The sequence below is a fragment of the Variovorax boronicumulans genome (assembly GCF_029892485.1).
Lineage (GTDB): Bacteria > Pseudomonadota > Gammaproteobacteria > Burkholderiales > Burkholderiaceae_C > Variovorax > Variovorax boronicumulans_B.
This window is the reverse complement of the sequence record NZ_JARXVG010000012.1, coordinates 217077-239780: the sequence shown is the minus strand read 5'-3', so window position 1 is coordinate 239780 and position 22704 is coordinate 217077. Positions and strand designations below refer to the sequence as shown.

Genomic DNA, 22704 nt, shown 5'->3' with positions numbered 1-22704 from the left:
GAGTTTGGGCGAGACCCCGCGAAACGTGAGCACCGCAGGTTGCCCGAAGCGAAGCGTAGGGACGCAGACAGCAGGGTCGCCTTTTCTTTGCTTACTTTCTTTTGGCGAAGCAAAAGAAAGTAAGTCGGCCGCCGGGCCGAGACCCGGCCTCCGCCCTAAAAAAAACTAACTCTCAATCTTCCCAAGCCGAGATTCCCGCAACCGGCTAGGTGCCAACGCCCCAGCCGACTCCAGAATCGGATAAGCAATAGAACAAATATGCGAATTGATCCGCTTCAAATCGCTGATCAGATCGATATGCAGCGAACTCGTCTCGATACTGAGAGTCGTCCGATCCGACAACCGATCCAGATGAGTCGTCGCATAGGCTCTCTCCAGATCCCGAAACCGAGCCTTCTCCTCCAGAAGCTTCTGCGCATCCCGAACATTCCCGTTCAAAAACACGCTCATGCTCAACCGCAGGTTGGCAACCAGCCGCCCGTGCAGCTCGACGATCTCCGCCATCCCGGCCTCCGAGAAATTGCGCTGCGGTTTGATCTTCTTGTCTTCCACATCGATGATCACCCGCTCGATGATGTCGCCGATCTGCTCCATGTTGATCGTGAAGCTGATGATGTCCGTCCAGCGCCGGCTCTCCTCTTCGCCCAGCGCCTCGCGCGAGATGCGCGTCATGTAGTACTTGATGGCCGAGTACAGCTCGTCCACCGTGTCGTCCAGCTGCCGCAGCTCCTGCGACAGCCGCGTGTCGTTGTTGCGGATCACGTCGAGCACGCCGATCAGCATGGTCTCCACGATGTCGGCCTGGTGCAGCGCCTCGCGCGCGGCGTTCGAGATCGCGAGCGAGGGCGTCGACAGCGCCGAGGGGTCCAGGTGATGCGGACGGCTGGTGCTGGAGGCCTGCGGTGTGGGCAGCATGCGCGTCACCAGCTTGGCGACCCATTGCGTGAGGCCGATGAAGCCGACGCTGATGATGACGTTGAAGGCCAGGTGGAACAGCACCACGCCGTGCGTCTGGTTCGGCAACTCGGGCTGCACGTAGCGAATCCACAGGCCGACGAAAGGCGCGACGATCGCCACGCCCAGCGCCTTGAAGAGCAGGTTGCCGACCGTCACCTGCCGCACCGACACCGCCGACTTGGCCGTGGTCAGCACCGCGAGCAGGCCGCTGCCCAGGTTGGCGCCGAGCACCAGACCGAGCGCCACATCCAGCGGCACCACGTTCGATGTGGCCATGGCCGCGACCAGCAGCACCACCGCCAGGCTCGAATAGGCCACGATGGCCAGCACCGCGCCGATGGTGATCTCCAGCAGCACGTCGCTGTTGATCGAGGCGAGCAGCGCGCGCACGGCGGGCGACGAGAACAGGGGCTCGGTCGCTTCCACCACCAGCTGCAGCGCCAGCAGCATCAGCCCCAGGCCGATCAGCACCCGCCCCACGCGACCCGCCACGGTGGCCGAGCGCGTGATGAACAGCACCACCCCCACGAAGATGAACATCGGCGAAAGCCATGAGAGGTCCGCCGAGAACAGCACCGAGATCAGCGCCGTGCCCACGTCGGCCCCCCGCATCACCGCCAGCGCGGCCGGCAGCGTGACCAGGCCCTGCCCGACGAAGGACGAGGTCATGAGCGAGGTGGCAGTGCTCGACTGCACCAGCGCCGTCACGCCGATGCCCGAGAGGGCGGCCGTGAAGCGGTTGCGCATGCTCTGCACGAGGATCTTGCGCAGGTTGGCGCCGAACACGCGCAACACGCCGGTGCGAACCAGATGGGTGCCCCACACCAGCAGTGCGACTGCCGCGAGCAGATTCAGGAGATGCTTCATGGGTGTAGGGTTCTGTCCTTTTCGTTTTGGTTCGTTTTGACCCCCATTTTCCACAAGTAGGGATTCAGTCGATCAACGCTCCGTTGTCGTGGAAGGGGAAAGGGCCTTCGAAGCGGCCGGAAGCCGCCAGATGGGTGACGACGCGGCCGCTGCGCGCAGACCATGCATGCACGCGGAAACCGGGCGGCTCCAGCGTCCAGGCAGAGGGCGCGTCGGGCGCCAGATCGAGGCAGACCTGATGCGCGGGGGCCGGCGAGGTCGAGGCGATCGTGCCGCCGAAGCGCACGTCGATGGCGCGGTGCAGGTGGCCGCAGATCACGCGCTCGACGTTCTTGTAGCGAGCGATCAATGCCTCGAGCGCATCGGCGCCTTGCAGCAGCCCGATCTCGTCCATGTGGCCGATCAGCGTCGTGAACGGCGGATGGTGCATCGCGACCACGACCGGCTCGCCGTGGCATGCGTCGAGCTGGGCTTCGAGCCAGCCCAAGCGCTTCTCGCACAACGTGCCATGGCTCTCGCCCGGCACGCAGGTGTCTAGCGTCAGCAGGCGCAGGCCGCCGACGCGCACCGAATACTGGATGAAGCCGGCCGTGTCGTCGCCCGTGCCGAGGTAATGAGCGTGGCCGGGGAAGCTCTTGCGCAACTGGTCGCGGTCGTCGTGGTTGCCGGGCAGCAGGTAGACCGGCATCGCCAGCGGCGCCAGCAGGCGTGCCAGGTGTTCGTACTCGGCGGCGCGGCCGAAGTCGGTCAGGTCACCGGTGATCACCACCGCATCGGGTTGCTGCGGCAGCGCGAGCACCGACTGCACCGCCTGCTGTAGATACGGCGCGGTGTCGATGCGGCCATAGGCCAGCCGGCCCGGCTCGCGGATGTGAAGGTCGGTCAGCTGGACCAGGAAGGTGTCTGCGTTCGTGGGTGTCGTCATGCGCTGGTTTCCTGCGACGTCATCAGGCGGTCGGGGTGGACGCGAAGGCCGACCGGATCGCCCGGACCGAAGGGCGTGTCGCGCCCCACATCGGCCGTCAGCAGGGGCTGGTCCTGCACGCGCAGCTGAAGCTGCACACGGTCGCCGAGGAAGGTGCGGCGCTCGACGGTGGCGGTGCCCCAGTCGGGCCGGGGCGCGCTCACTTCGACATCTTCGGGTCGCACCAGCAACACTGCATGGCTCTGCCAGGCGGGCGGGCAAGGCAGGGTGCTTCCGCCGAGTCGGACAACGCCTTGCGCGATGGCCTCGGGCGCGCGCTCCAGCCGGTTGACCCGGCCGAGGAACTCCGCGACGAAGGGATGGGCGGGCGCGCGGTACAGGTCTTCGCCGCGGCCCACCTGCACGATGCGGCCGGCGCGCATCACGGCGAGGCGGTCGGCGATGGCGAGTGCCTCCTGCTGGTCGTGCGTGACGTGGATGGCGGTGATGTGCAGGCGGCGCAGCAGTTCGGCGAGCTCGTCGCGCAATGATTCCTTGAGCTTGGCGTCCAGCGCGGCCAGCGGCTCGTCGAGCAGCAGCACGCGCGGGCGCACGGCCACGGCGCGCGCCAGGGCCACGCGCTGGCGCTGGCCGCCGGAGAGTTCGGCGGGGCGCTTGTTTTCCAGCCCGCCGAGGCGCACGAGATCGACCAGTTCGCCCACGGCGCGTTTCTCTTCATCGGCTGACACGCCGCGGATGCGCAGGCCATAGCCGATGTTGGCCGCCACCGTCATCTGCGGAAAGAGCGCGTAGCTCTGGAACACCATGCCCACGCCGCGGTGCTCGACCGGGCGATCGGTCACGTCCTGGTCGCCGAACACGATGCGGCTGCCCGCGTCGGGCGCTTCCAGCCCGGCGATCAGCCGCAGCAGCGTGGTCTTGCCGCAGCCCGAGGGGCCGAGCAGCGCGAGCACTTCGCCGGGCTCCACGTGCAGGTTCGTCGGCTGCAGGCCGCGCGTGCCGTCGGCGTAGGTCTTCGCGCAGTTCGCGATGTCGATGGGAATGCGTTCAAGTTCCATGGCGTTTCTGCATCAGGTTGGCAAGGTACTGCAGGCCCCACAGCACCGGAAGAATGACGGCGAAGAACACCAGCGTGTAGGCCGAGCCGATCTCGATGCGCATCGAGGCATAGCTATCGGCCAGACCCACGGGCAGCGTGCGGGTGAGCGGCGTGTGCAGCATCCAGGTGAGGTTGAATTCGCCCACCGAGAGCGTGAACACCATCAGGCTGCCGGCCACGATGGCAGGGAACACGGCAGGCACGAGGATGCCCATGAAGCGCTGGCGGAAGTTCGCGCCCAGCGAACGCGCGGCTTCCTCGAGCGCGAGCAGGTCGTCGCGCTGGAAGGCCGAGCTCACGGTGCGCACCATGAAGGGCAGCGTGAAGATCATGTGACCCACGAGGATGAAGGCGAAGCTCGTGCGGAAGGCGGTGAGCTGGCCGTAGGCGAGGATCAGTGCGAGCGCCGTCGCAAGGCCCGGCACGGCGACGGGCAGCGTCAGCAGCTCCTCGAAGATGCGCGCGGCCCGCGAGCGGCTGCGCGCCAGCGCATAGGCACAGGGCACGCCCAGCAGCACGGTGCCGATCACGCAGGCGACGGCCAGCGCGATCGACCAGCCGACGGTGCCGCCGTAGTTCTCCCACACCTCGCCGAGCCAGCGCAGCGTGAGCCCGCTCTTGAGGCCTGCGCTGTAGTTGTTGACCAGCCCCGCCATCACCGAGAGCAGCATCGGCGCGATCATGAAGAGGCTCACGAGCACGGTGATGGCCAGGAGGAAGGGCGCCCTAGCTTGCGATGTCGTGCGCATTCGGATTCCCTTTCAGCGCGCCACGGGGTTGGCCCCGAAACGCCGCGCGACGAACAGCACCAGCCAGGTCACGATGCCCAGCGAGATCGACAGCGACGCGGCGAGCGCGAAGTTGGCGTAGTTGGTGAACTCGTTGTAGATGGTGATCGGTATCACCTCGAACTTGCTGGCCAGCGTGAAGGCCGTGCCGAAGGCGCCCATCGAGGTGGCGAACAGGATCGCACCGCAGGCCAGCGTGGTGGGCGCGAGTTCGGGCATCCACACGTCGCGCGCGACGCGCAGGCGCGAGGCACCGAGCGAACGCGCGGCTTCTTCAAGCTGCACGTTCATCGCCTCGGCCGCCGCGGTATAGGTGGCGATGGCACGCGGCAACGAGAAATACAGATATGCGAGGAAGAGACCGAGCAGGCCGTACGCGAAGGTGATGCGCTCGCCGATCAGGCTGTCGCTCACGTCGGCCACCAGCCCTTGCCGCCCGCCCAGCAGGATCACGAAGAAGCCGATGATCACGCCCGGAAACGACAGCGGCAGCGTAAGCAGCGACAGCAGCACGCGCTTGCCGATGAAGGCATGCCGTGCCAGGTAGATGCCCACCGCCGCGCCCAGCACCAGCGTGGCCAGCGTCACCGCCACCGACAGCGCCACGGTGTTGGCCATGCTCTGCAGGTAGCGCGCGTCGGTCAGCACCGCGAAGTAGGTGGCCCAGCCTTTGTCCGCCGGGAGCGCGAGAAGGCGCACCACCGGCAGCAGCCAGAAGGCTGTGAAGAAGGCGGCTGCGGGTGCCACGCAGGCGATGAGGCGCCAGCGTGGGTTCCAGGCGTTGGCGGGCTTCATCTCGTGGACTCAGCGCTCAGCGCACCTCTTTGAGGTAGCGATCGGAAAACGCGCGCTGCGCTTCGGCCATGCGCGCGTAGTCCACGCTCTTGGCGCGCGCGTATTCGCTCGCCGGCAGGAACTGCGCCTCGATTTCCTTGGGCATCGCGTTGGCGCGCACCGGCCGCAGGTAGGCCTTGGCCCAGATCGCCTGGCCTTCGTCGGACAGCGTGAAGTCGAGCACCTTCTTCGCGTCGGCCGCATGCGGCGCCTTGGCGACCAGGCTCATCACGTAGGGCACGACCAGCGTGCCTTCGCTCGGGATGACGAAGGCGACGTTGGCCTTGTCCTTGTACTTGGCGCGGTAGGCGTTGAAGTCGTAGTCCAGCAGGATCGCGATTTCGCCCGACAGCACGCGCGCATACGACGTTTGCTTCGGCACGATGGGCTCGTTCTTCTGCAGCGCCTTGAAGTAGTCGATGCCCGGCGTGAAGTTGTCCAGCGTGCCGCCGCGCGCCTGGTTGACCGCCACCGCGCCCACATAGCCGACGAAGGCCGAGGCGGGGTCCAGGTAGCCGATCAGGCCCTTGTATTCGGGTTTGAGCAGGTCGGCCCACGACTTGGGAACCGGCTTGCCCTTGAGCGCATCGACGTTGACCATGAAACCGAGCGTGCCCGAATGGATGGTGAACCAGTTGCCGACCGGGTCCTTGAGGCCGTCGGGAATGTCTTTCCACGCGGCCGGCTTGTAGGGCTCGACCACGCCGTCCTTCGCGGCTTGCACCGCGAAGGTCACACCGAGGTAGGTGACGTCGGCCACAGGGCTCGCCTTCTCGGCGACGAGCTGCGCGAGCGACTGGCCCGAGTTCTTGTTGTCGGCCGGCACGGTGACGCCCGTCCTGGCCTTGATGGCCCTGAGCTGCGTGCCCCAGTCGGCCCACTCGGTGGGGCAGTTGTAGCAAATGGCGGTCTGGGCCATGACGCTGCCGGCGGCAACGAAGGTGGCGGCGATCAGCCCGAGGCGGGCCATGCGGGAGATGCGGAGTGACATGAAGAAGCTCCTTGGATGGATGGGAGTGGTGACGGTGATCAATCGGTGGCGACGTCGCACGCGGATGCGCACGACTCGCCGTCGCGGAAGATGTGGGGCAGCAGCAGGCTTGCGTCGGCCTGCAGCGTGGTGCCGCCGGCCATCGCCTGGACCAGCAACTCGACGCTGTGGCGGCCGATGTCGCTGTTGGGCTGTGCGATGGTGGTGAGGGCCGGCGTCAGGTCTTCGCCGAGCGCGATGCCGTCGAAGCCGATCACGCTGAGGTCGTCGGGCACCGAGAGGCCGCCCAGGTGCGCGGCGCGAATGCTGCGGATGGCGAGCAGGTCGTTGGAGCAGACGAGCGCGGTGGGGCGGTTGCCGGCCTGCAGCACGCTGGCGAGCGCGTCGACGGTGCTTTCGACGAAGGGCACTTCGATCAGCGAAGGGGCCTTGAGCCCCGCATCCGCCATCCCTTTTTGATAGCCGCGATAGCGCTGCTGCGCGCGGTCGGATGCGGCCAGCGTGCCGCTGACCATCGCGATGCGGCGATGGCCGAGCAGCACGAGGCGCGCCACCGCGTCGGCCACGGCGGCTTCGCTGTCGACGGTGACGCAGGGATGATCCGCGTGGCGGTTGTACGCGAGCACATAAGGCGTGCCGGTGCTGCGCAGCCGCGCGAGCGCCTTCGAGGTGGAAGGGTTGGAAACCACGAGGATCAGCCCGTCGACATTGCCGGCGAGCAGCAACTGGACCGCACGCTCTTCCTCGTCGAGCCGGTAGCCCGTGGTGACGGGAAGGATCGCGTAGCCCCCGGCGATGGCCGCACGCGCGATGCCCTGCAGGCATTCGGCGAAGGTCGGGTTCAGCAGCGTGGGCAGCACGACGCCCAGCGTGCGGCTGCGCTGGGTGCGCAAGGTGCGTGCGCTGGCGTTGGGCACGTAGTGCAGTTCGCGCGCCACGCGCTCCACCAATTCGCGCGTGGCGGGCGTGACCTTGTCGGGGAAATTGAAGGCCCGCGACACGGTGGCCACGGAGACCTTGGCTTTGGCGGCTACGGCTTGGATGCTCATCGTGCGGCGTTCATGTAATCGATTACATTGGATCGCGGCAGTATGACTTTGTTATGACATCGCTTGAAAGCGGGAAAACCCCTTGCACTTTTTGGAGGGCTGCATTGCGCGGCCGCTTGTAGCGGGGGGTTGCGGCGGTGGGTGCTGTGCCCTTGGGCGGCCGACGTCACCGGCCCTTCGGGCTTCCCTGCGCTGCTCACGACGGGCGGGGTCTCGCCGAACTCGCTCCACTGCGTTCCGCTCAAACAGCGGCGAGCCCTGATCCGCCCGTCGCTGCGCTGCTCGGCGGTGCCTCAACGGCCGCCCAAGGGCACAGCACCCATCGCCGCAGTGAGCGCGGTTGTCGATCACCTCTTTTTTGGAGCCCGCTTTGGGTCTTGCTCCCTCTCCCTCTGGGAGAGGGCAGGGGTGAGGGCAGACGGCCTCAACCTCACGACAAGCGCCCAGTACTCGGTGCGGCGCAGCCAGCCCCTCTGTGCCGCCGAGGAGCGCAGCGTTTCGCGGATCAGGGCTCGCAGCTGTTTGAGCGAAGCGAGTTCTGCGAGACCCCGCGAAATGCGAGCACCGCAGGGAAGCCCGAAGGGCCGGCACAGTGGGGCTGGCTGCGCCGCACCGAGTACCGGACGCCCTTCAAAAAGAAGCGCTACTTCCCCCGACGAACCCGCCGAATCTCATCCAAGATCAGGCAGATAGCCCCAAGCGTGATCGCACTGTCCGCCGCATTGAACGCCGGGAAATACCAGTTGCCCGCGTGAAAGCTCAGGAAGTCCACGACATAGCCGTGCATCATCCGGTCGACCACGTTGCCGATGGCGCCGCCCAGGATGCAGGCCATCGCGAACGAAAAGAGCTTCTGCCCCGCGTGCGACCTCAGCATCCACACGATGAACACCGCAGCCGCCACGCCGATCGCCGTGAAGAACCAGCGCTGCCACCCCGAATGGTCGGCCAGGAACGAGAAAGCAGCCCCCGTGTTGTGCGCCCGCACGACGTTGAAGAAGCTCGTCACGTAGGTCGCGTCGCCGAGCTTGTAGTAGCCCAGGATCAGCGTCTTGGTGAACTGGTCGATGATCACGATGATCACCGCCAGCCCGAGCCAGGGCCAGATGCCCAGGCTGCCGCCGCGCGAACGCGATGCCGATGCGGAGCGTGGGGAACGTGTCGTGGCCATCAGGCAAAGCTCCGGGATTCGCCGGCGCCGAACAGGTTGCTCGTGCAACGGCCGCAGATCGTCGGATGCGCCGGGTCGTGGCCCACGTCCTCGCGGTAGTGCCAGCAGCGCTCGCACTTCTGCGCGGTGCTCGGCGCCACGGTGGTCACCAGCGTTTCGCCCGCAGCCAGCGTGATGGCCGAGGTGATGAAGACGAACTTCAGGTCGTCGCCCAGCGTGCTCAGGAGCGCGAAGTCGTCGGCCGGTGCGCTCAGTTGCAGGTCGGCCAGCAGCGATGAGCCGACCTTGCCTTCGGCACGCACGGCTTCGATGTCCTTGTTGACCACATCGCGGATCTCGCGGATGCGGCTCCACTTGCCGAGCAATGCTTCATCGGGCGCGTCGAACTTGCAGTACGTCTCCGCGAAGATCGATTCGCCCGGCTTGCCGGTGCTCACGAATTTCCACGCTTCCTCGGCGGTGAAGCTCAGGAACGGCGCCATCCAGCGCAGCATGGCTTGCGAGATGTGCCAGAGCGCCGTCTGCGCACTGCGGCGCGCGAGCGAGCCCGGGGCGGTCGTGTAGAGACGGTCCTTCAGGATGTCGAGGTAGAAGCCGCCCAGGTCTTCCGAGCAGTAGATCTGCAGCTTGGACACCACCGGATGGAACTCGTACACCTTGTAGTGCGCGAGGATCTCGGCCTGGAACTGCGAGGCGCGCGCCAGCGCGTAGCGGTCGATCTCGAACAGCTGGTCGAGCGGCACCGCATCCTTCTGGATGTCGAAGTCGCTGGTGTTCGCCATCAAGAAGCGTAGCGTGTTCCGGATGCGGCGGTACGAGTCCACCACGCGCGCGAGGATCTTGTCGTCGCCCGCGATGTCGCCCGAATAGTCGCTCGCAGCCACCCAGAGGCGGATGATTTCCGCGCCCAGCTTGCTGCTGATCTCTTGCGGATCGATGCCGTTCTTGAGCGACTTGCTCATCTTGATGCCCTTGGCATCCACGGTGAAGCCGTGCGTGAGCAGGCCGCGGTAGGGCGCGCGGTCTTCCAGCGCGCAGGCGATCAGCAGCGACGAATGGAACCATCCACGATGCTGGTCATGGCCTTCGAGGTACAGGTCGGCTTCGGGGCCGGTCTCGTGGTGCACGTTCGGGTGCGTGCCGCGCAGCACGTGATAGAAGGTCGAGCCCGAGTCGAACCACACCTCCAGGATGTCGGTGCTCTTCGTATAGCTGGGTGCGTCTTCGGTGCCCAGGATTTCCTCGGCGGTGACACGGCTCCAGGCCTCGATGCCGCCCTTCTCGACGATGTCGGCGGCCTGGTCGAGGATTTCCATGGTGCGCGGATGCAGCTCGCCCGAATCCTTGTGCAGGAAGAACGGGATCGGCACGCCCCAGCTGCGCTGGCGGCTGATGCACCAGTCGGGCCGCCCGGCGATCATGTCGTGCAGGCGCGCCTTGCCGTTCTCCGGATAGAAGGTCGTTTGCTCGATCGCGTCGAGCGCGGTCTGGCGCAGCGTCTTGGGCGCCTTGTCCTTGGTGAACACGCCTTCGCCTTCGTCCATGCGAACGAACCACTGGGCCGCCGCGCGGTAGATCACCGGCGTCTTGTGGCGCCAGCAGTGCGGGTAGCTGTGGGTGATGGTCTCGGTGGTCAGCAGGCGGCCGGCGTCGCGCAGCGCGGCGATGATCACCGGCACGGCCTTCCAGATGTTCTGGCCGCCGAACAGCGGGAAGTCGGGCGCGTAGCTGCCGTTGCCCTGCACCGGGTTCAGGATGTCGTCGTACGCCACGCCGTGGGCGATGCAGGAGTTGAAGTCGTCCACGCCGTAGGCGGGCGAGGAGTGCACGAGACCCGTGCCGTCGGTGGCGGTGGCGTAGTCGGCCAGGTACACGGGCGACAGGCGCTTGTAGCCCTGGTTGCCGTTCTCGTCCTTGACGTCGTACAGCGGATGCTCGAATTCGAGCCCGCCGAGCGCCTCGCCCTTCACCGTGGCCAGCACCTTGCCGTCGAGCGCATAGCGCGTCATGCACATCTCGACCAGCGAGTTGGCCAGGATCAGGAGGCCGCGCTCGGTGTCGACCAGCGAGTACTCGATCTCGGGGTTGAGGTTGATCGCCTGGTTGGCGGGGATCGTCCACGCGGTGGTGGTCCAGATCACGGCGAAGATGTCGCCGAGGATCGTGTGATCGGTGCCGAAGGCCTTGAGCACCTTCTCGCGCTCGTGCGCCTTGAAGGCCACGTCGATGGTCTGGCTCTTCTTGTCGGCGTATTCGATTTCGAACTCGGCCAGCGACGAGCCGCAGTCGAAGCACCAGTACACGGGCTTGAGGCCCCGGTAGACGAAGCCGCGCTCGATCACGCGCTTGAACGCGCGCAGCTCGCCGGCTTCGTTGGCGAAGTCCATGGTCTTGTAGGGATGGTCCCATTCGCCCAGCACGCCCAGGCGCTGGAAGTCGAGCATCTGCTGCGCGATCTGCTCGGTGGCGTAGGCGCGGCTCTTGGCCTGCATCTCGTCGCGGCTGAGGTTGCGGCCGAACTGCTTTTCGATGGCGTTCTCGATCGGCAGGCCGTGGCAGTCCCAGCCGGGCACGTAGAGCGCGTCGAAGCCTTCGAGCTGGCGCGCCTTGGTGATCATGTCCTTCAGGATCTTGTTCACCGCGTGGCCCATGTGGATCTGGCCGTTGGCGTACGGGGGGCCGTCGTGCAGGATGAACTTGGGCGCGCCGTGGCGGGCGTCGCGGAGGCGGTGGTAGCGGCCTTCGTCGTTCCATTCCTTCACCCAGCCCGGTTCGCGCTTGGGCAGGTCGCCGCGCATCGGGAAGGGGGTGTCGGGCAGGTTCAGCGTGGAACGGTAATTGGTGGGGGAAGCAGCGTCAGACATGTTGGGGTGCGAAACAGAGGGGGCTTCGACAGGCTCAGCCCGAACTGCATTGAGCGGTCGGTGCGGAAGATATAGCCGTTCGCCCTGAGCTTGTCGAAGGGCGGCAGCACGGGGCGTGCAGGGCTAAATTCGGTCGCGCGTGGTCTGGCGGTGGACTTCCGCGTGGTGTTGGGCGTGGGTCGATGCAAAGAACGCACGTGCGTCGCGCCCATCCTTGGCGATGCCCGCAGTCAGGGCCTCGAGGCTGGTGTAGCGCAATTCGTCGTGCAGTTTGTGCAGGAGTTCCACGCGGACGATTTTACCGTAGGCCCCTTCGGACCCCAGATGCGAGGGCCACTCCAGGCAATGCGTCTCCAGCAGCACCCGGCCGCCATTGACGTCGTTGGCGTCCAGCGAGGGGCGCACGCCCAGGTTGGCCACGCCGGGCAGCGGCTTGTCGGCCAAGCCGTGGACCAGCACCGCGAAGATGCCGCTTGCGGCCGGTTTCCAGTGCTTGAAGCGCAGGTTGAGGGTGCGAAAGCCATCGTCCAGCCCCGGCGCCGAGGCACCCAGCGCGCGGCCGAGCTTGCGGCCGTGGACCACGTGGCCCGAGATCGTGTAGGGCCGGCCGAGCAGCGTCTGGGCATCGGCCATGCGGCCCTCGGCCAGCGCCTCGCGCACCGCGGAACTGGAAACGCGCAGGCCGTGCCCGTCGCCGGGCCGCCCCAAGACGGGCGCACCCCCTCGGGGGGCAGCGGGGCGAAGCCGCGCGTGGGGGTCCGATATTTCATAGCTGTTCATGCGCGCCACGTCGAAGCCGCGCGTGTCGCCGGCTGCATCGAGCATGGCGTAGTCGCCGGCCCGCTTGGCGCCGAAGCGGAAGTCGTCGCCCACCAGCACATAGCGTGCGCCCAGGCCGTCGACCAGCACGTCCTGGATGAATTCCTCGGGCGATTGGGAAGCCAGCCGGCCGTCGAAGGGCAGCACGATGGTCTGCGCCACGCCGCAGGCTGCGAGTTCGCTGAGTTTGTCGCGCAGGGTGCCGATGCGGGCCGGCGCAAGGTCGGGCTTTTTGGTCAGCGCAGCGAAATAGTCGCGCGGGTGCGGCTCGAAAGTCAGCACGCAACTCGGCAGCCCGCGCTGGCGAGCCTCGGTCTGCAACAGCGCGAGCATGGCCTGGTGGCCACGGTGCACGCCGTCGAAATTCCCAATGGTGAGGGCGCAGGCAGGGGCTACGCCTGGGTGCCGGAAACCGCGAAAAACCTGCATCGGTGAGTATCTTTTTGATAGCGCCTTGCGCCCGTCGAATGGGCGAATCAGGCCGTTTTGTCACAAAGCCGGTATATTGTGACGCAGTGCGTTGCCTGGCGTGGGTCTCCGATGCACTCCGTGTCCCTGGTCTTTCCGTGTTCTCTCACTTTCTTGAGGAGGCGTGTGTGAAGGTCTTGAAGCTGTCGGCCCAAGGGCTGCCCCAGTCATGGATATCGCTCGAACAGGCGGTGATTCACTACGCGGCGGACGAAGTTCGCTGGGAAGTGGGCGCGCAGGTGGCGGTGTTTCGCGGCGGGCACAACGCCGTCACGGGCGAGCAGTCGCAGATTGCGATCAACAGCATCATCGGCACCAAGGGCGTGCCGCGCATCAATCCCTTCACCCAGCGTCCGGGGCTCACCAACAGCAAGCTGTTCTCGCGAGACCGCAATGTTTGCGCCTATTGCGGCGGGCATTTCCACGAAGACGAGCTCACGCGCGAGCACATCATTCCCTTCGCCCAGAAGGGCATCGACACCTGGATGAACGTGGTCACGGCCTGCAAGCCGTGCAACCACCGCAAGAGCAGCCGAACGCCCGAGCAGGCAAACATGCCGCTCTTGTATGCGCCCTACGTGCCCAGCCTCTGGGAAGATTTCATTCTGCGAAACCGCCGCATCCTGGCGGACCAGATGGAATTCCTGATGGCGCACCTGCCGCAGAGCTCGCGGCTGCACGACACCTAGCTTCTTCAGCGCTTCCAGTCCGGCAGCCGCTTTTCGATGAAGGCCTGAACGCCTTCGAGCGCGCTCTCGTCCATCATGTTGCAGGCCATGGTCTGGCTGGCGTCGGCCAGCGCGGCTTCGATGCCGGTTTCCAGCTGACGATAGAAGAGTGCCTTGCCGAGCGCCAGCGCCGTGCGGGGCTTGGCAACGATGCTGGCGACCAGCGCTTCGACCGTGGCGTCGAGTTCGGCCGGCGCCGCCACCCGGTTGACCAGCCCCTTCTCGCGCGCTTCCTGCGCGCTGATGAATTCGCCGGTCACCAGCATCTCGAAGGCTTCCTTGCGGCCGAGGTTGCGCGACAGCGTGACGCTCGGGGTGGCACAGAACAGCCCCACATTGACGCCGCTGACCGCAAAGCGCGCCTCGCTCGACGCCACGGCCAGGTCGCACACCGCGACCAGCTGGCAGCCTGCGGCGGTCGCGATGCCGTGCACGCGAGCGATCACCGGCACGGGCAGCCGCTGGATCGACAGCATCATCGCGCCGCAGCGCTCGAAGAGCTGCTGGTAGTAGCCGAGCGACGGTTCCGCGCGCATTTCCTTGAGGTCATGCCCCGCGCAGAAAGCCTTGCCCTCGGCCGCGATGACGACTGCGCGAACGGTCTCGTCGGCGGCGATGTCGCCGAGCGCCTCCTCCAGCGCACCGAGCATGCCCTCCGACAGGGCGTTGCAGGAAGCCGGGCGGGTCAGCGTCAGCGTGACCACGCCGCGCGCATCTCGCGCCGTCCGCACGAAAGGGGAGGCCGTGTCGTTCATGCCGGCGATCCTCAATAGGTCAGTTCGAGCACGGTCACATGCTCCTTCACCGCCGGCCATGTCAGTCCGGTGATGCGCTCGCCGTTGAACTCCCCGGTGACCGCGCGCTGCGGTTCGCTCGCGGCGATGCGCAACCTGGAGCTCGATACGCCCGAGCCCTTTGGTGGCACGCCAGCCGGCGGGCTTTGGCCGTCGAAGCGCATGGTGTCGCGCTCTGCATCGAAGTACCCGCGCGGACGTGTGAACACCACGACCACGTTGGCACTGCCATCGGCCGGGGTGAGCCGCTCTGGGCGCAGGTGCACGACGCTGCTGCTGCGCGGGAACGGGCTGCGGTAGATGTGCGTGGTGCCGTAGCCGCTCGCACTCAGCACGAACTCGTACGCCGTGTCGCCGCGTGCATTGAACGGACCCCATCGGCCATCGGCACCGATGTTCTTGCTGTGCACCGCATCGCCGCGCCGCACGCCCGTGGTTGGATCGACGGCGTAGATGCGCAGTTGTCCGCCGTTCAGCGAAAGGTTTTCCGCACCGATCGCGCGGCCGTCGAGCACCACGTTCGCTTCGGCCGCCACTGCCGTGCTGCGCGGCGCCGCGCCGGTCAGGAACTGCCATGTCGCGGCAAACGCGGCGGGCGAGAACGAGGTCTCGCGGTGATCGACGCGCGGCAGCACGACGTTCGTCGCGCCCTTGAGCGCCGGCCCGTCGGGGCCGATGTTCGTCGGCTTCCCGGGTGCGCCGATCCAGACGCCGTCGGGCTGCGCGTACTTGTCGTTGTTGTCCGAGCGCAGCGTGAGCCACTTCACGCCGGGCGTGACCTCGTCGCCGTTCGCACCCTTGGGCGTATTGAGTTGCTGCATGAAGCCCGAGAGGCCCGAGAACTCGTTGTTCTCGCGGAAGCCTTTCACCGCCCAGATGCCGTGCGCCGGATTGCCGCCCAGCACCACATGGCTCACCACGGCCGCGCCGCCGCCGTTCTGCACGTAGTTGCGGATGGTGTTGCCGCCGCGCGAGTTGCCGATCAGCACCACCTTGCTCGCGCCCGTGGCTTTGAGCACCTTGTCGACCTCGGCCTTCAGGAAGACGGCCGAGTCGGTCGTGGAACTGCGACCGGGCTGGGCCACGGCATCGTCGTCGCGGGCCACCGGGTTCGGCTGGTCGACCGCAAAGAGCCGGTCGCGCGGCCAGCCGTTCGACTCGAAGCGCCAGATCGTGGTCTGCCACAGCGCCGCCGAATCGCCGTTGCCGTGCATGAAGACGATCGGCGGTCGTTCGGTGTAGGAGGGCGTTGGGGCTGTAGCGCAGGCGGTCAGCATGGCGGTGGATGCGAGCCCTGAAATGGCCATGGCAAGGATGGTGCGGCGTGATTGCATGTTTCGTTCCTGGCTGGGTTCCAAGTGAAAACGCCCACCGGCGCGAGGCGGGCGGGCGTTGGATGCTATGAGAAAAAGACTGTCAGGCGAAGACGCCGGCGGTGTCCTGCATCCGGGCCGACACTTCGCCCAGGTGGTGCAAGGTGTCGCCGAAGGTCAGCTCCAGCTGCGTGAGCTTGCGGAAGTAATGGCTGCCGATGTATTCGTCAGTCACCCCGATGCCGCCATGCAGCTGCACCGAGTTCGCGGCCACGTAGCGCATCGACGTGCCCAGCTGGTACTTGGCGCGCGCCAGCGCCTGGCGTCGTTCCTCGGCCGGGGCGTTGAGCTTGAGCGTCGCGTAGTAGCTCATCGAGCGTGCGAGTTCCAGCTGCATCTTCATGTCGGCGACGCGGTGACGCAGCGCCTGAAAGGTAGAGATGGTCACGCCGAATTGCTTGCGCTGGTTCATGTAGTCGACGGTGAGGGCGACGGTCTTGTCCATCACGCCGACGGCTTCGGCGCAGGTGGCGGCAATGCCGACGTCGACCGCGTATTCCAGCGCGGCCAGGCCATCGGCCGTGACCAGCGTGGCATCGGCCTTGTCGAACACGACCTCGGCCGCGCGGCCGCCGTCCTGCGTGCCGTAGCCGCGGGCTTCCACGCCGCTGGCGCTGCGCTCGACCAGGAAGAGGGCGATCTTGCCGTCGACCTTGGCCGGAACGAGGTACGCATCGGCTTCGTCGCCCACGGGCACCACGCTCTTGGCGCCGGTCAGGGAATAGCCGTCGCCGGACTTCGCGGCATGGGCGTCGCACACGTCCAGGCGATACCGCGCCTTACGCTCCTGGTAGGCCAGTACCACGATGGCCTGGCCGCCCGCAATGCGCGGCAGCCAGTTGTCCTTGGTGCCTGCGTCGGCATAGCCACTGAGCACGGCGCCGGCGATCAGCGTCTGCGCGAAGGGCTCCAGCACGATGCCGCGGCCCAGTTCTTCCATCACGACCATGCCGGCCACCGGGCCCATGCCCAGGCCGCCGTCGTCTTCGGCGATGTAGAGGCCGCCCAGGCCGAGTTCGGCCAGTTCGTCCCACGCCTCGCGCGAGAAGCCGCCCTTGGCCTCGATGCCGCGGCGGCGCTCGAAGTCATAGCCCTTGTCGACCCACTTGCGAACGGCGTCGCGCAGCTGTTCCTGGTCGTCGGTGAAATTGAAATCCATGTTCTTGTCTCCTCAGCCCAGCACCGTCTGGGCGACGATGTTGCGCTGTACTTCGTTCGAACCGCCATAGATGGTGGTCTTGCGCATGTTGAAGAAGGTCGATGTCAGCGGCGCGAGCGCCGGGTTGCCGCCCGGGAAGTTGCCCTGCCAGCCGGCTTCCATGGCTTCGCGGATCAGCGGCAGCGAGTAGGGGCCGCCGGCCAGCATCATCAGTTCGCTGTAGCGCTGCTGGATCTCGCTGCCGCGGATCTTGAGCAGGCCCGCGACGTCCAGCGAGTTCTTGCCCGAGGTGGCGGCCGAGAGCACGCGCAGCACCATCATTTCGAGGGCGACGATGTCGACTTCGAGCTTGGCGATCTCGTCGCGGAAGCGCTGGTCGTCGTAGACGCCTTCGCTCCTGGCGATGCGCTTGAGGCGCTCGAGCTCGCGCTTGGCGCGGTTCACGTCGGCGATGTTGGTGCGTTCGTGCGAGAGCAGGTGCTTGGCGTAGGTCCAGCCCTTGTTCTCTTCGCCGATGAGGTTCTCGGCGGGCACTTCGACGTTGTCGAAGAACACTTCATTCACTTCATGGCCGCCATCGAGCAGCTTGATCGGGCGCACGGTGACGCCGGGCGATTTCATGTCGAGCAGCAGGAAGCTGATGCCGGTCTGCGGCTTGCCTTCGTTGCTGGTGCGCACGAGGTTGAACATCCAGTCGCCATATTGGCCGAGCGTGGTCCAGGTCTTCTGACCGTTGACGATGTACTTGTCGCCCTTGCGCTCGGCCTTGGTCTTGACGGAAGCCAGGTCGGAGCCCGAGCCCGGTTCACTGTAGCCCTGGCTCCACCAGACTTCGCCGCTGGCGATGCCGGGGAGAAAGCGCTTTTGCTGCTCTGCGTTGCCGAAGGCCATGATCACCGGGGCGACCATCACGGGGCCGAAGGGAATGATGCGGGGCGCGCCGGCGAGGGCGGTTTCTTCCTCGAAGAGGTGGCGCTGGATGGCTGTCCAGCCCGGGCCGCCGAATTCGGTGGGCCATCCGTAGCCCAGCCAGCCCTTCTTGCCCAGGATCTTGGCCCAGCTCTGCAGGTCGTCGCGCGTGAGTTCGAGCGCGTTGTGCACCTTGTGCGAAATCTCCTGGGGGAGGTTTTCCTTGACCCATGCGCGAATCTCTTCGCGGAACTTCTGTTCTTCGGGTGTGAAGCTCAAATCCATGCGTGCCTCGCTGTGTTGATCGGTTCACCGCAGACGCGGTGTGTCTCCGGAACGCCGAGTTTTAGCACGGTCGTGCTGCGATCCGGTGTCCGCGCGGCGACAAGCCGTCCACGGATAATCCCGCCCTCCCATGAAGAACATCGTGATCCTGATTTCCGGCGGCGGCTCCAACATGGCCGCCATCGTGCGTGCCGCCGAGCGCGACCGCTGGGCCGAGCGCTTTGGCGCGCGCATCGCGGCTGTCGTGAGCAACAAGGCGGAAGCCGGCGGGCTTGAACTTGCCAGGTCGCACGGCATTGCCACCGAAGTCGTTCCGCACAGGGAGTTTCCGACGCGCGAGGCCTTCGACGAGGCGCTGGCGAAAGTCGTCGACGCCTATTCGCCGGCGCTGGTGGTGCTGGCGGGGTTCATGCGCATCCTGACGCCGGGCTTCGTGGAGCGCTATGCGGGCCGGCTGGTGAACATCCATCCCTCGCTGCTGCCGGCTTTTCCGGGGCTTCATACCCACCAGCGTGCCATCGATGCAGGTTGCAAGGTGGCCGGCGTGACCGTGCACCAGGTGACCACCGAACTCGACCACGGGCCGATCCTCGCGCAGGCGGTGGTGCCCGTGCTGCCCGACGACACCGCCGCCACGCTGGCGGGCAGGGTGCTGGCGCAGGAACATCAGTTGTATCCACGCGCCATTGCCGGATGGCTGTCAGATACATCAAGTCACATTCGTTAATTTTGTTTATATTGGCGGGTTTTCGGGAGTACGAAGTGAGGAAGAAAACCCTATCCCTGCTGCTGACCGTCGCTGGAGCCGCCCTCGTGGCGGGCTGTGCGGCGTCGGCACCGGCATCTGCGCCTGCCCAGGCTCCAGCGAGCACCGCGCGGTCGGAGCCTGTCTACCAATGCAATGCGGACGGCGCCAGGTTTGCCGTCGGGCAGCCGCTGACGCCGCAGCTCGAAGCCGCGGCCCGGGTCCGGTCCGGTGCGGGGACCGTCCGTCTGCGCAAGCCGGGCGAGGCCGTCACGATGGAACTCAACGGCGCGCGGCTCAACCTTCATGTCGATGCACGCAACCGTGTGACCGATGTCGGCTGCGGTTGACCCGTGCCCCGCCGGCCCGGCTAGATCGGCGTGAACCTGCGCCGCATCGCGCCGTCGATCTCGATCGTTTCGCCGAACATCGCGGCGGGGCGGACCCAGAGGCCTTGGGCCCCGTAAAGCGCGCGGTACAGCGTCATGGGCTCCAGGGTTTCGCTGTGGCGCACGGTGCCCAGGACTTCGTATTCGCCGCCCTTGTAGTGGCGGTAGCGGCCTGGAGGCGTTTCGATCAGGGGTGGCAGGTCGTCATCGTTCAACGGGAGCTTCTTTCTTCAAAAACGGTCGGTGCTTGATTTGACGGGAGTCGAATGGATCGCGCGGATTTTGTTCACCTGGTTCGACTGAGCGAGCATGCCAGTGCCGAGAACAGCGCGCGCTACCGGCGCGGCGTCGCGGCGTTTGCCGCGCTAGGCTACCTCTGGGTGCTCGGCTGCCTCGGACTCTCGGTGGGCATCATCGCCTGGGTGGTTTCATCGCTGGGGCGCGAACGCTTCAGCGTGTCGCGCGGCTGGCTGCTGGTCTTTGCGCTGGGGCTGCTCTGGGCCACGGTGCGCGCACTCTGGGTGCGCTTCGACGAGCCGGAGGGCAAGGAGCTGTCCCGCACCGACGCGCCGGCGCTCTTCGAGGCACTGGACCGCATCCGCGGAAAGATCAAGGGTCCGCCGGTCCACCGCGTCTACCTCGACGACGACTTCAACGCCAGCATCCGCCAGGTGCCGCGCTTCGGCCTGTTCGGCGGCGCGGTCAATTCCCTCAACATCGGCCTGCCGCTCCTGATGATGCTGGACCGGCAGCGGCTGCTGTCGGTGCTGGCGCACGAGTACGGCCATCTGCGCGGCAATCACGGCAAGTTGAGCGCCTGGATCTACCGCACGCGGCTGTCCTGGCTGAAGCTGGACGCGAGCCTGCAGCGCGACGAAGGCGTGATGGCGCTGTTCTCGCAGGCCTTCTTTCGCTGGTACTTCCCGCGCTTCGCGGCCAGGACCTTCGCGCTGGCCCGGCAGGACGAATACGAGGCCGACCGCATTTCGGGCCGGCTGCTCGGCACGACGGTGGCTGCGGCCGCGCTGACCGAGATCGCGATCAAGGGCGACTGGTATGCCAACGAGTTCTGGCCCTCGCACTGGGCGCGCGCCGAACTGGAGCCGCAACCCCCCGGGCCGTTCGCAGCCCTGCGCAAGCTCGCCCAATTGCCGCCGAGCGACGATTTCGCCCGCCAGGCGCTGCGCGAGGCGATGCGCCGGGTGAGCGACCTTGACGACACCCATCCGGTGCTGCGCGACCGGCTGGAGGCGCTGGGCCAGAAGGCGGCTGTGCCGCCCTGGTCGGAGCGGCCGGCGCTCGACCTGCTGGCCGACAGCGCGGCGTGGATCGGCCATTTCGACAACCAGTGGCGCCGCGCCCACGCCGGCGACTGGAAGCAGCACCATGCGCACCGCTCGCGCATCCGCGAGCGCATCGCGGTACTCGCCGCGCGTGGCGAGCGCAACACGCCCGACGAGATGGTGGAGTGGGCCGATTCGGAGCGCCGGCTCGATCCGGCCGCGCCGGTGCGTCTGCGCTACGAAAGCGCGCTCTGCATCGCGCCGGAGCATCCTGGTGCGCTGCGGGGCTTGGTCCAGATGCTGCCCGAGAACGACCGCGCCGCCCGGCTCGCGGTGCTCGAGCGGCTGCATCAGTCCGGGGCCGCCAGCCGCTGGTGGGCCGCCAGGAGTGCCGTTTCTTCGCTGGAAGACGCCTATGCCGGGGCGCACGACGAGGAGGCGCTGAAGCTGTGGCGCGGCCGCCTCAAGGAGGCGGAGGAGGCCGAGGCGCGCGCTTGGGAGGAAATCACCGGGACGCCGGTCTTCAGCCAGATCGGGCAGCATGACCTGAACGACCATGAACTGGGCGAGTTGAGGGCGGATTTTGTTCGCTGCCTCCCCATGTCGCGGGCCTGGCTGGTGCGCAAGAACCTGCGCGAATTCCCGTGGCGGCGAGCCTACATCGTGTTCGTCGAACTGCCGGCGCTCGACGACGACGACCGCTGGCAGCTGTGCCGCCAGCTTGAGCAGACGCTGACCCTGCCGGGCGCGACGCTGGTGCTGTGGGCCGGCCATTCGCCGACGCTGGCGGATATAGAGCAGCATGCTTTCGGGGCGGTCTGGACGCGCGAGGCCTAGCCCGGCGGGCGCCTGAGACAATCGGGGGATGCACCCCAAAGCCCTGTTGGAGGCCACCGCCGATCTGGTGGGCCTTGTCCTGAAATTCGATCACCCGGCCGACCAGGTCGTTTCCCGCTTCTTTCGCGACCACCGCGAGTTCGGCCCGCGCGAGCGCGCCACGCTGGCCGAGACCGTCTACACCGTCCTGCGCAAGAAGCTTTTGTTCGACCATCTCTCGCCTTCGGGCAGCGGGTCGAAGGAGCGCCGCATGGCGATCCTCGGCTTCCACGGTCCCCGCGACTTCCTGAAGAGCGCGCTCAACGACACCGAGAAGCGCTGGCTCGACAACTGCGATGCCGTGAAGCCGGACGACCTGCTGGAGCGCCATCGCCACAATCTGCCGGAATGGCTGGTCGCGCCGCTCAAGGCGCAACTCGGCGACGGATTCTGGCCGCTGGTCGAAAGCCTGCAGCAGCCCGCGCCGCTCGATCTGCGTGTCAATGCGCTGACCGACAAGCGGGCGGAGGTGAAGGCGGAGCTTGCGAAAGCTGCTATCAAATCTGAAGTGACGCCGTTCTCGCCCTGGGGCTTGCGCATCGAAGGCAAGCCGGCGTTGACCAAGCTGGACGCGTTCGCCCGCGGCGCCGTCGAGGTGCAGGACGAGGGCTCCCAACTGCTCGCGCTGCTGCTGGACGCCAAGCGCGGCGAGATGGTGGTCGATTTCTGTGCCGGCGCGGGTGGCAAGACCCTGGCCATCGGCGCCACGATGCGGAATACCGGTCGTCTTTACGCCTTCGACACCTCGGCACACCGGCTCGACGCGCTCAAGCCACGGCTGGCGCGCAGCAAGCTGTCGAACGTTCATCCGGCCGCGATTGCGCATGAGCGGGACGACCGTATCAAGCGGCTCGCGGGCAAGATCGACCGGGTGCTGGTCGACGCGCCCTGCTCGGGGCTCGGAACGCTGCGGCGCAATCCGGACCTGAAGTGGCGGCAGTCGCCCAAATCGGTGGAGGAGTTGACGGTCAAGCAGGCCGCGATCCTGCAAAGTGCGGCCAGGCTCGTGAAATCGGGCGGCCGGCTGGTTTACGCCACCTGCAGCGTGCTGCCGGAAGAAAACGAGGCCATTGCCGAGGCTTTCGGTGCCGCCAACCCCGATTTCGAGCCCCAGGACGCTGCGGAACTGCTGCAAGGTCTCAAAGTGGAGGGGTTCGAGGCGCTTTGCGCCGGTGGGACAGACGGCAAGCGCTATTTACGCCTGTGGCCGCACCGTCATTCGACAGATGGTTTCTTTGCGGCGGTGTGGAACCGCAAATAGAGGCCGGACTCCAAAGTAGGGTTAATCAGCGCTTTTCTTGAAGGGTAAACGGCCTCGTTTTGACCCTGTC

The 22704-nt window shown here is 66.6% G+C and carries 20 protein-coding genes; 5 read left to right on the top strand and 15 right to left on the bottom strand.

The window, feature by feature from the left end:
- Window positions 1-165 precede the first annotated feature (165 nt).
- The 10 genes from M2282_RS25155 to M2282_RS25110 form a co-directional block, all read right to left on the bottom strand.
- Entirely contained in the window at window positions 166-1824 is a 1659-nt protein-coding gene (locus M2282_RS25155; protein WP_280811493.1) for a Na/Pi cotransporter family protein, read from the bottom strand.
- Between the two features lie 64 nt (window positions 1825-1888).
- On the bottom strand, window positions 1889-2749 hold the full coding sequence (locus M2282_RS25150; RefSeq protein ID WP_280811492.1) for a phosphodiesterase: 861 nt from the start codon (window positions 2747-2749) through the stop codon (window positions 1889-1891).
- A complete protein-coding gene (locus tag M2282_RS25145) occupies window positions 2746-3807 on the bottom strand; it encodes an ABC transporter ATP-binding protein (RefSeq protein WP_280811491.1) in 1062 nt (353 codons plus the stop codon). The genes M2282_RS25150 and M2282_RS25145 overlap by 4 nt, the downstream gene beginning before the upstream one ends.
- Window positions 3797-4597 (bottom strand): ABC transporter permease, encoded by an 801-nt coding sequence (locus tag M2282_RS25140; protein WP_280811490.1) that lies wholly within the window; start codon window positions 4595-4597, stop codon window positions 3797-3799. The genes M2282_RS25145 and M2282_RS25140 overlap by 11 nt, the downstream gene beginning before the upstream one ends.
- Before the next feature lie 12 nt (window positions 4598-4609).
- Window positions 4610-5431, bottom strand: coding sequence for an ABC transporter permease (locus M2282_RS25135; RefSeq protein WP_280811489.1), 822 nt, complete (start codon window positions 5429-5431; stop codon window positions 4610-4612).
- A gap of 16 nt (window positions 5432-5447) precedes the next feature.
- Window positions 5448-6440: an ABC transporter substrate-binding protein gene (locus M2282_RS25130; protein ID WP_280811499.1), complete on the bottom strand. Its 993-nt coding sequence runs from the start codon at window positions 6438-6440 to the stop codon at window positions 5448-5450.
- Window positions 6441-6499: 59 nt separating this feature from the next.
- The gene (locus M2282_RS25125) at window positions 6500-7510 is read right to left on the bottom strand and encodes a LacI family DNA-binding transcriptional regulator (protein WP_280811488.1); all 1011 of its coding nucleotides are present in this window, start codon (window positions 7508-7510) and stop codon (window positions 6500-6502) included.
- Between the two features lie 643 nt (window positions 7511-8153).
- A complete protein-coding gene (lspA, locus tag M2282_RS25120; RefSeq protein WP_280811487.1) occupies window positions 8154-8681 on the bottom strand; it encodes a signal peptidase II in 528 nt (175 codons plus the stop codon).
- Entirely contained in the window at window positions 8681-11545 is a 2865-nt protein-coding gene (gene ileS, locus M2282_RS25115; protein WP_280811486.1) for an isoleucine--tRNA ligase, read from the bottom strand. The genes lspA and ileS overlap by 1 nt, the downstream gene beginning before the upstream one ends.
- A gap of 123 nt (window positions 11546-11668) precedes the next feature.
- Entirely contained in the window at window positions 11669-12793 is a 1125-nt protein-coding gene (locus M2282_RS25110; RefSeq protein WP_280811485.1) for a bifunctional riboflavin kinase/FMN adenylyltransferase, read from the bottom strand.
- Between the two features lie 167 nt (window positions 12794-12960).
- On the opposite strand from M2282_RS25110, the gene M2282_RS25105 reads away from it, so the two are divergent.
- A complete protein-coding gene (locus M2282_RS25105; protein WP_013539832.1) occupies window positions 12961-13521 on the top strand; it encodes an HNH endonuclease in 561 nt (186 codons plus the stop codon).
- 5 nt (window positions 13522-13526) lie between these two features.
- Here M2282_RS25105 and M2282_RS25100 read toward each other — a convergent pair whose 3' ends face one another.
- The 4 genes from M2282_RS25100 to M2282_RS25085 form a co-directional block, all read right to left on the bottom strand.
- A complete protein-coding gene (locus M2282_RS25100; protein WP_280811484.1) occupies window positions 13527-14315 on the bottom strand; it encodes an enoyl-CoA hydratase in 789 nt (262 codons plus the stop codon).
- 11 nt (window positions 14316-14326) lie between these two features.
- Window positions 14327-15688 (bottom strand): alpha/beta fold hydrolase, encoded by a 1362-nt coding sequence (locus tag M2282_RS25095; protein WP_280811483.1) that lies wholly within the window; start codon window positions 15686-15688, stop codon window positions 14327-14329.
- An 82-nt stretch (window positions 15689-15770) separates the two neighbouring features.
- Window positions 15771-16886: an acyl-CoA dehydrogenase family protein gene (locus M2282_RS25090; RefSeq protein WP_280811482.1), complete on the bottom strand. Its 1116-nt coding sequence runs from the start codon at window positions 16884-16886 to the stop codon at window positions 15771-15773.
- A 12-nt stretch (window positions 16887-16898) separates the two neighbouring features.
- Complete coding sequence (locus M2282_RS25085) at window positions 16899-18080, bottom strand: acyl-CoA dehydrogenase family protein (RefSeq protein ID WP_280811481.1); 1182 nt, start codon at window positions 18078-18080, stop codon at window positions 16899-16901.
- 130 nt (window positions 18081-18210) lie between these two features.
- On the opposite strand from M2282_RS25085, the gene purN reads away from it, so the two are divergent.
- Both purN and M2282_RS25075 read left to right on the top strand, forming a co-directional pair.
- The gene (purN, locus tag M2282_RS25080; RefSeq protein ID WP_280811480.1) at window positions 18211-18807 is read left to right on the top strand and encodes a phosphoribosylglycinamide formyltransferase; all 597 of its coding nucleotides are present in this window, start codon (window positions 18211-18213) and stop codon (window positions 18805-18807) included.
- The gene (locus M2282_RS25075; RefSeq protein WP_280811479.1) at window positions 18774-19175 is read left to right on the top strand and encodes an I78 family peptidase inhibitor; all 402 of its coding nucleotides are present in this window, start codon (window positions 18774-18776) and stop codon (window positions 19173-19175) included. Before purN ends, M2282_RS25075 begins: the two co-directional genes overlap by 34 nt.
- Before the next feature lie 20 nt (window positions 19176-19195).
- Here the strand turns inward: M2282_RS25075 and M2282_RS25070 are convergent, their stop codons facing one another.
- Window positions 19196-19429, bottom strand: a complete 234-nt coding sequence (locus M2282_RS25070; protein WP_280811478.1) for a DUF1653 domain-containing protein — start codon at window positions 19427-19429, stop codon at window positions 19196-19198.
- Between the two features lie 51 nt (window positions 19430-19480).
- Between M2282_RS25070 and M2282_RS25065 the strand changes: the two genes are divergently transcribed.
- Both M2282_RS25065 and M2282_RS25060 read left to right on the top strand, forming a co-directional pair.
- The gene (locus M2282_RS25065; RefSeq protein ID WP_280811477.1) at window positions 19481-21334 is read left to right on the top strand and encodes a M48 family metalloprotease; all 1854 of its coding nucleotides are present in this window, start codon (window positions 19481-19483) and stop codon (window positions 21332-21334) included.
- Window positions 21335-21362: 28 nt separating this feature from the next.
- Window positions 21363-22634, top strand: a complete 1272-nt coding sequence (locus tag M2282_RS25060) for an RsmB/NOP family class I SAM-dependent RNA methyltransferase (RefSeq protein WP_280811476.1) — start codon at window positions 21363-21365, stop codon at window positions 22632-22634.
- The last annotated feature ends 70 nt before the right edge of the window (window positions 22635-22704 follow it).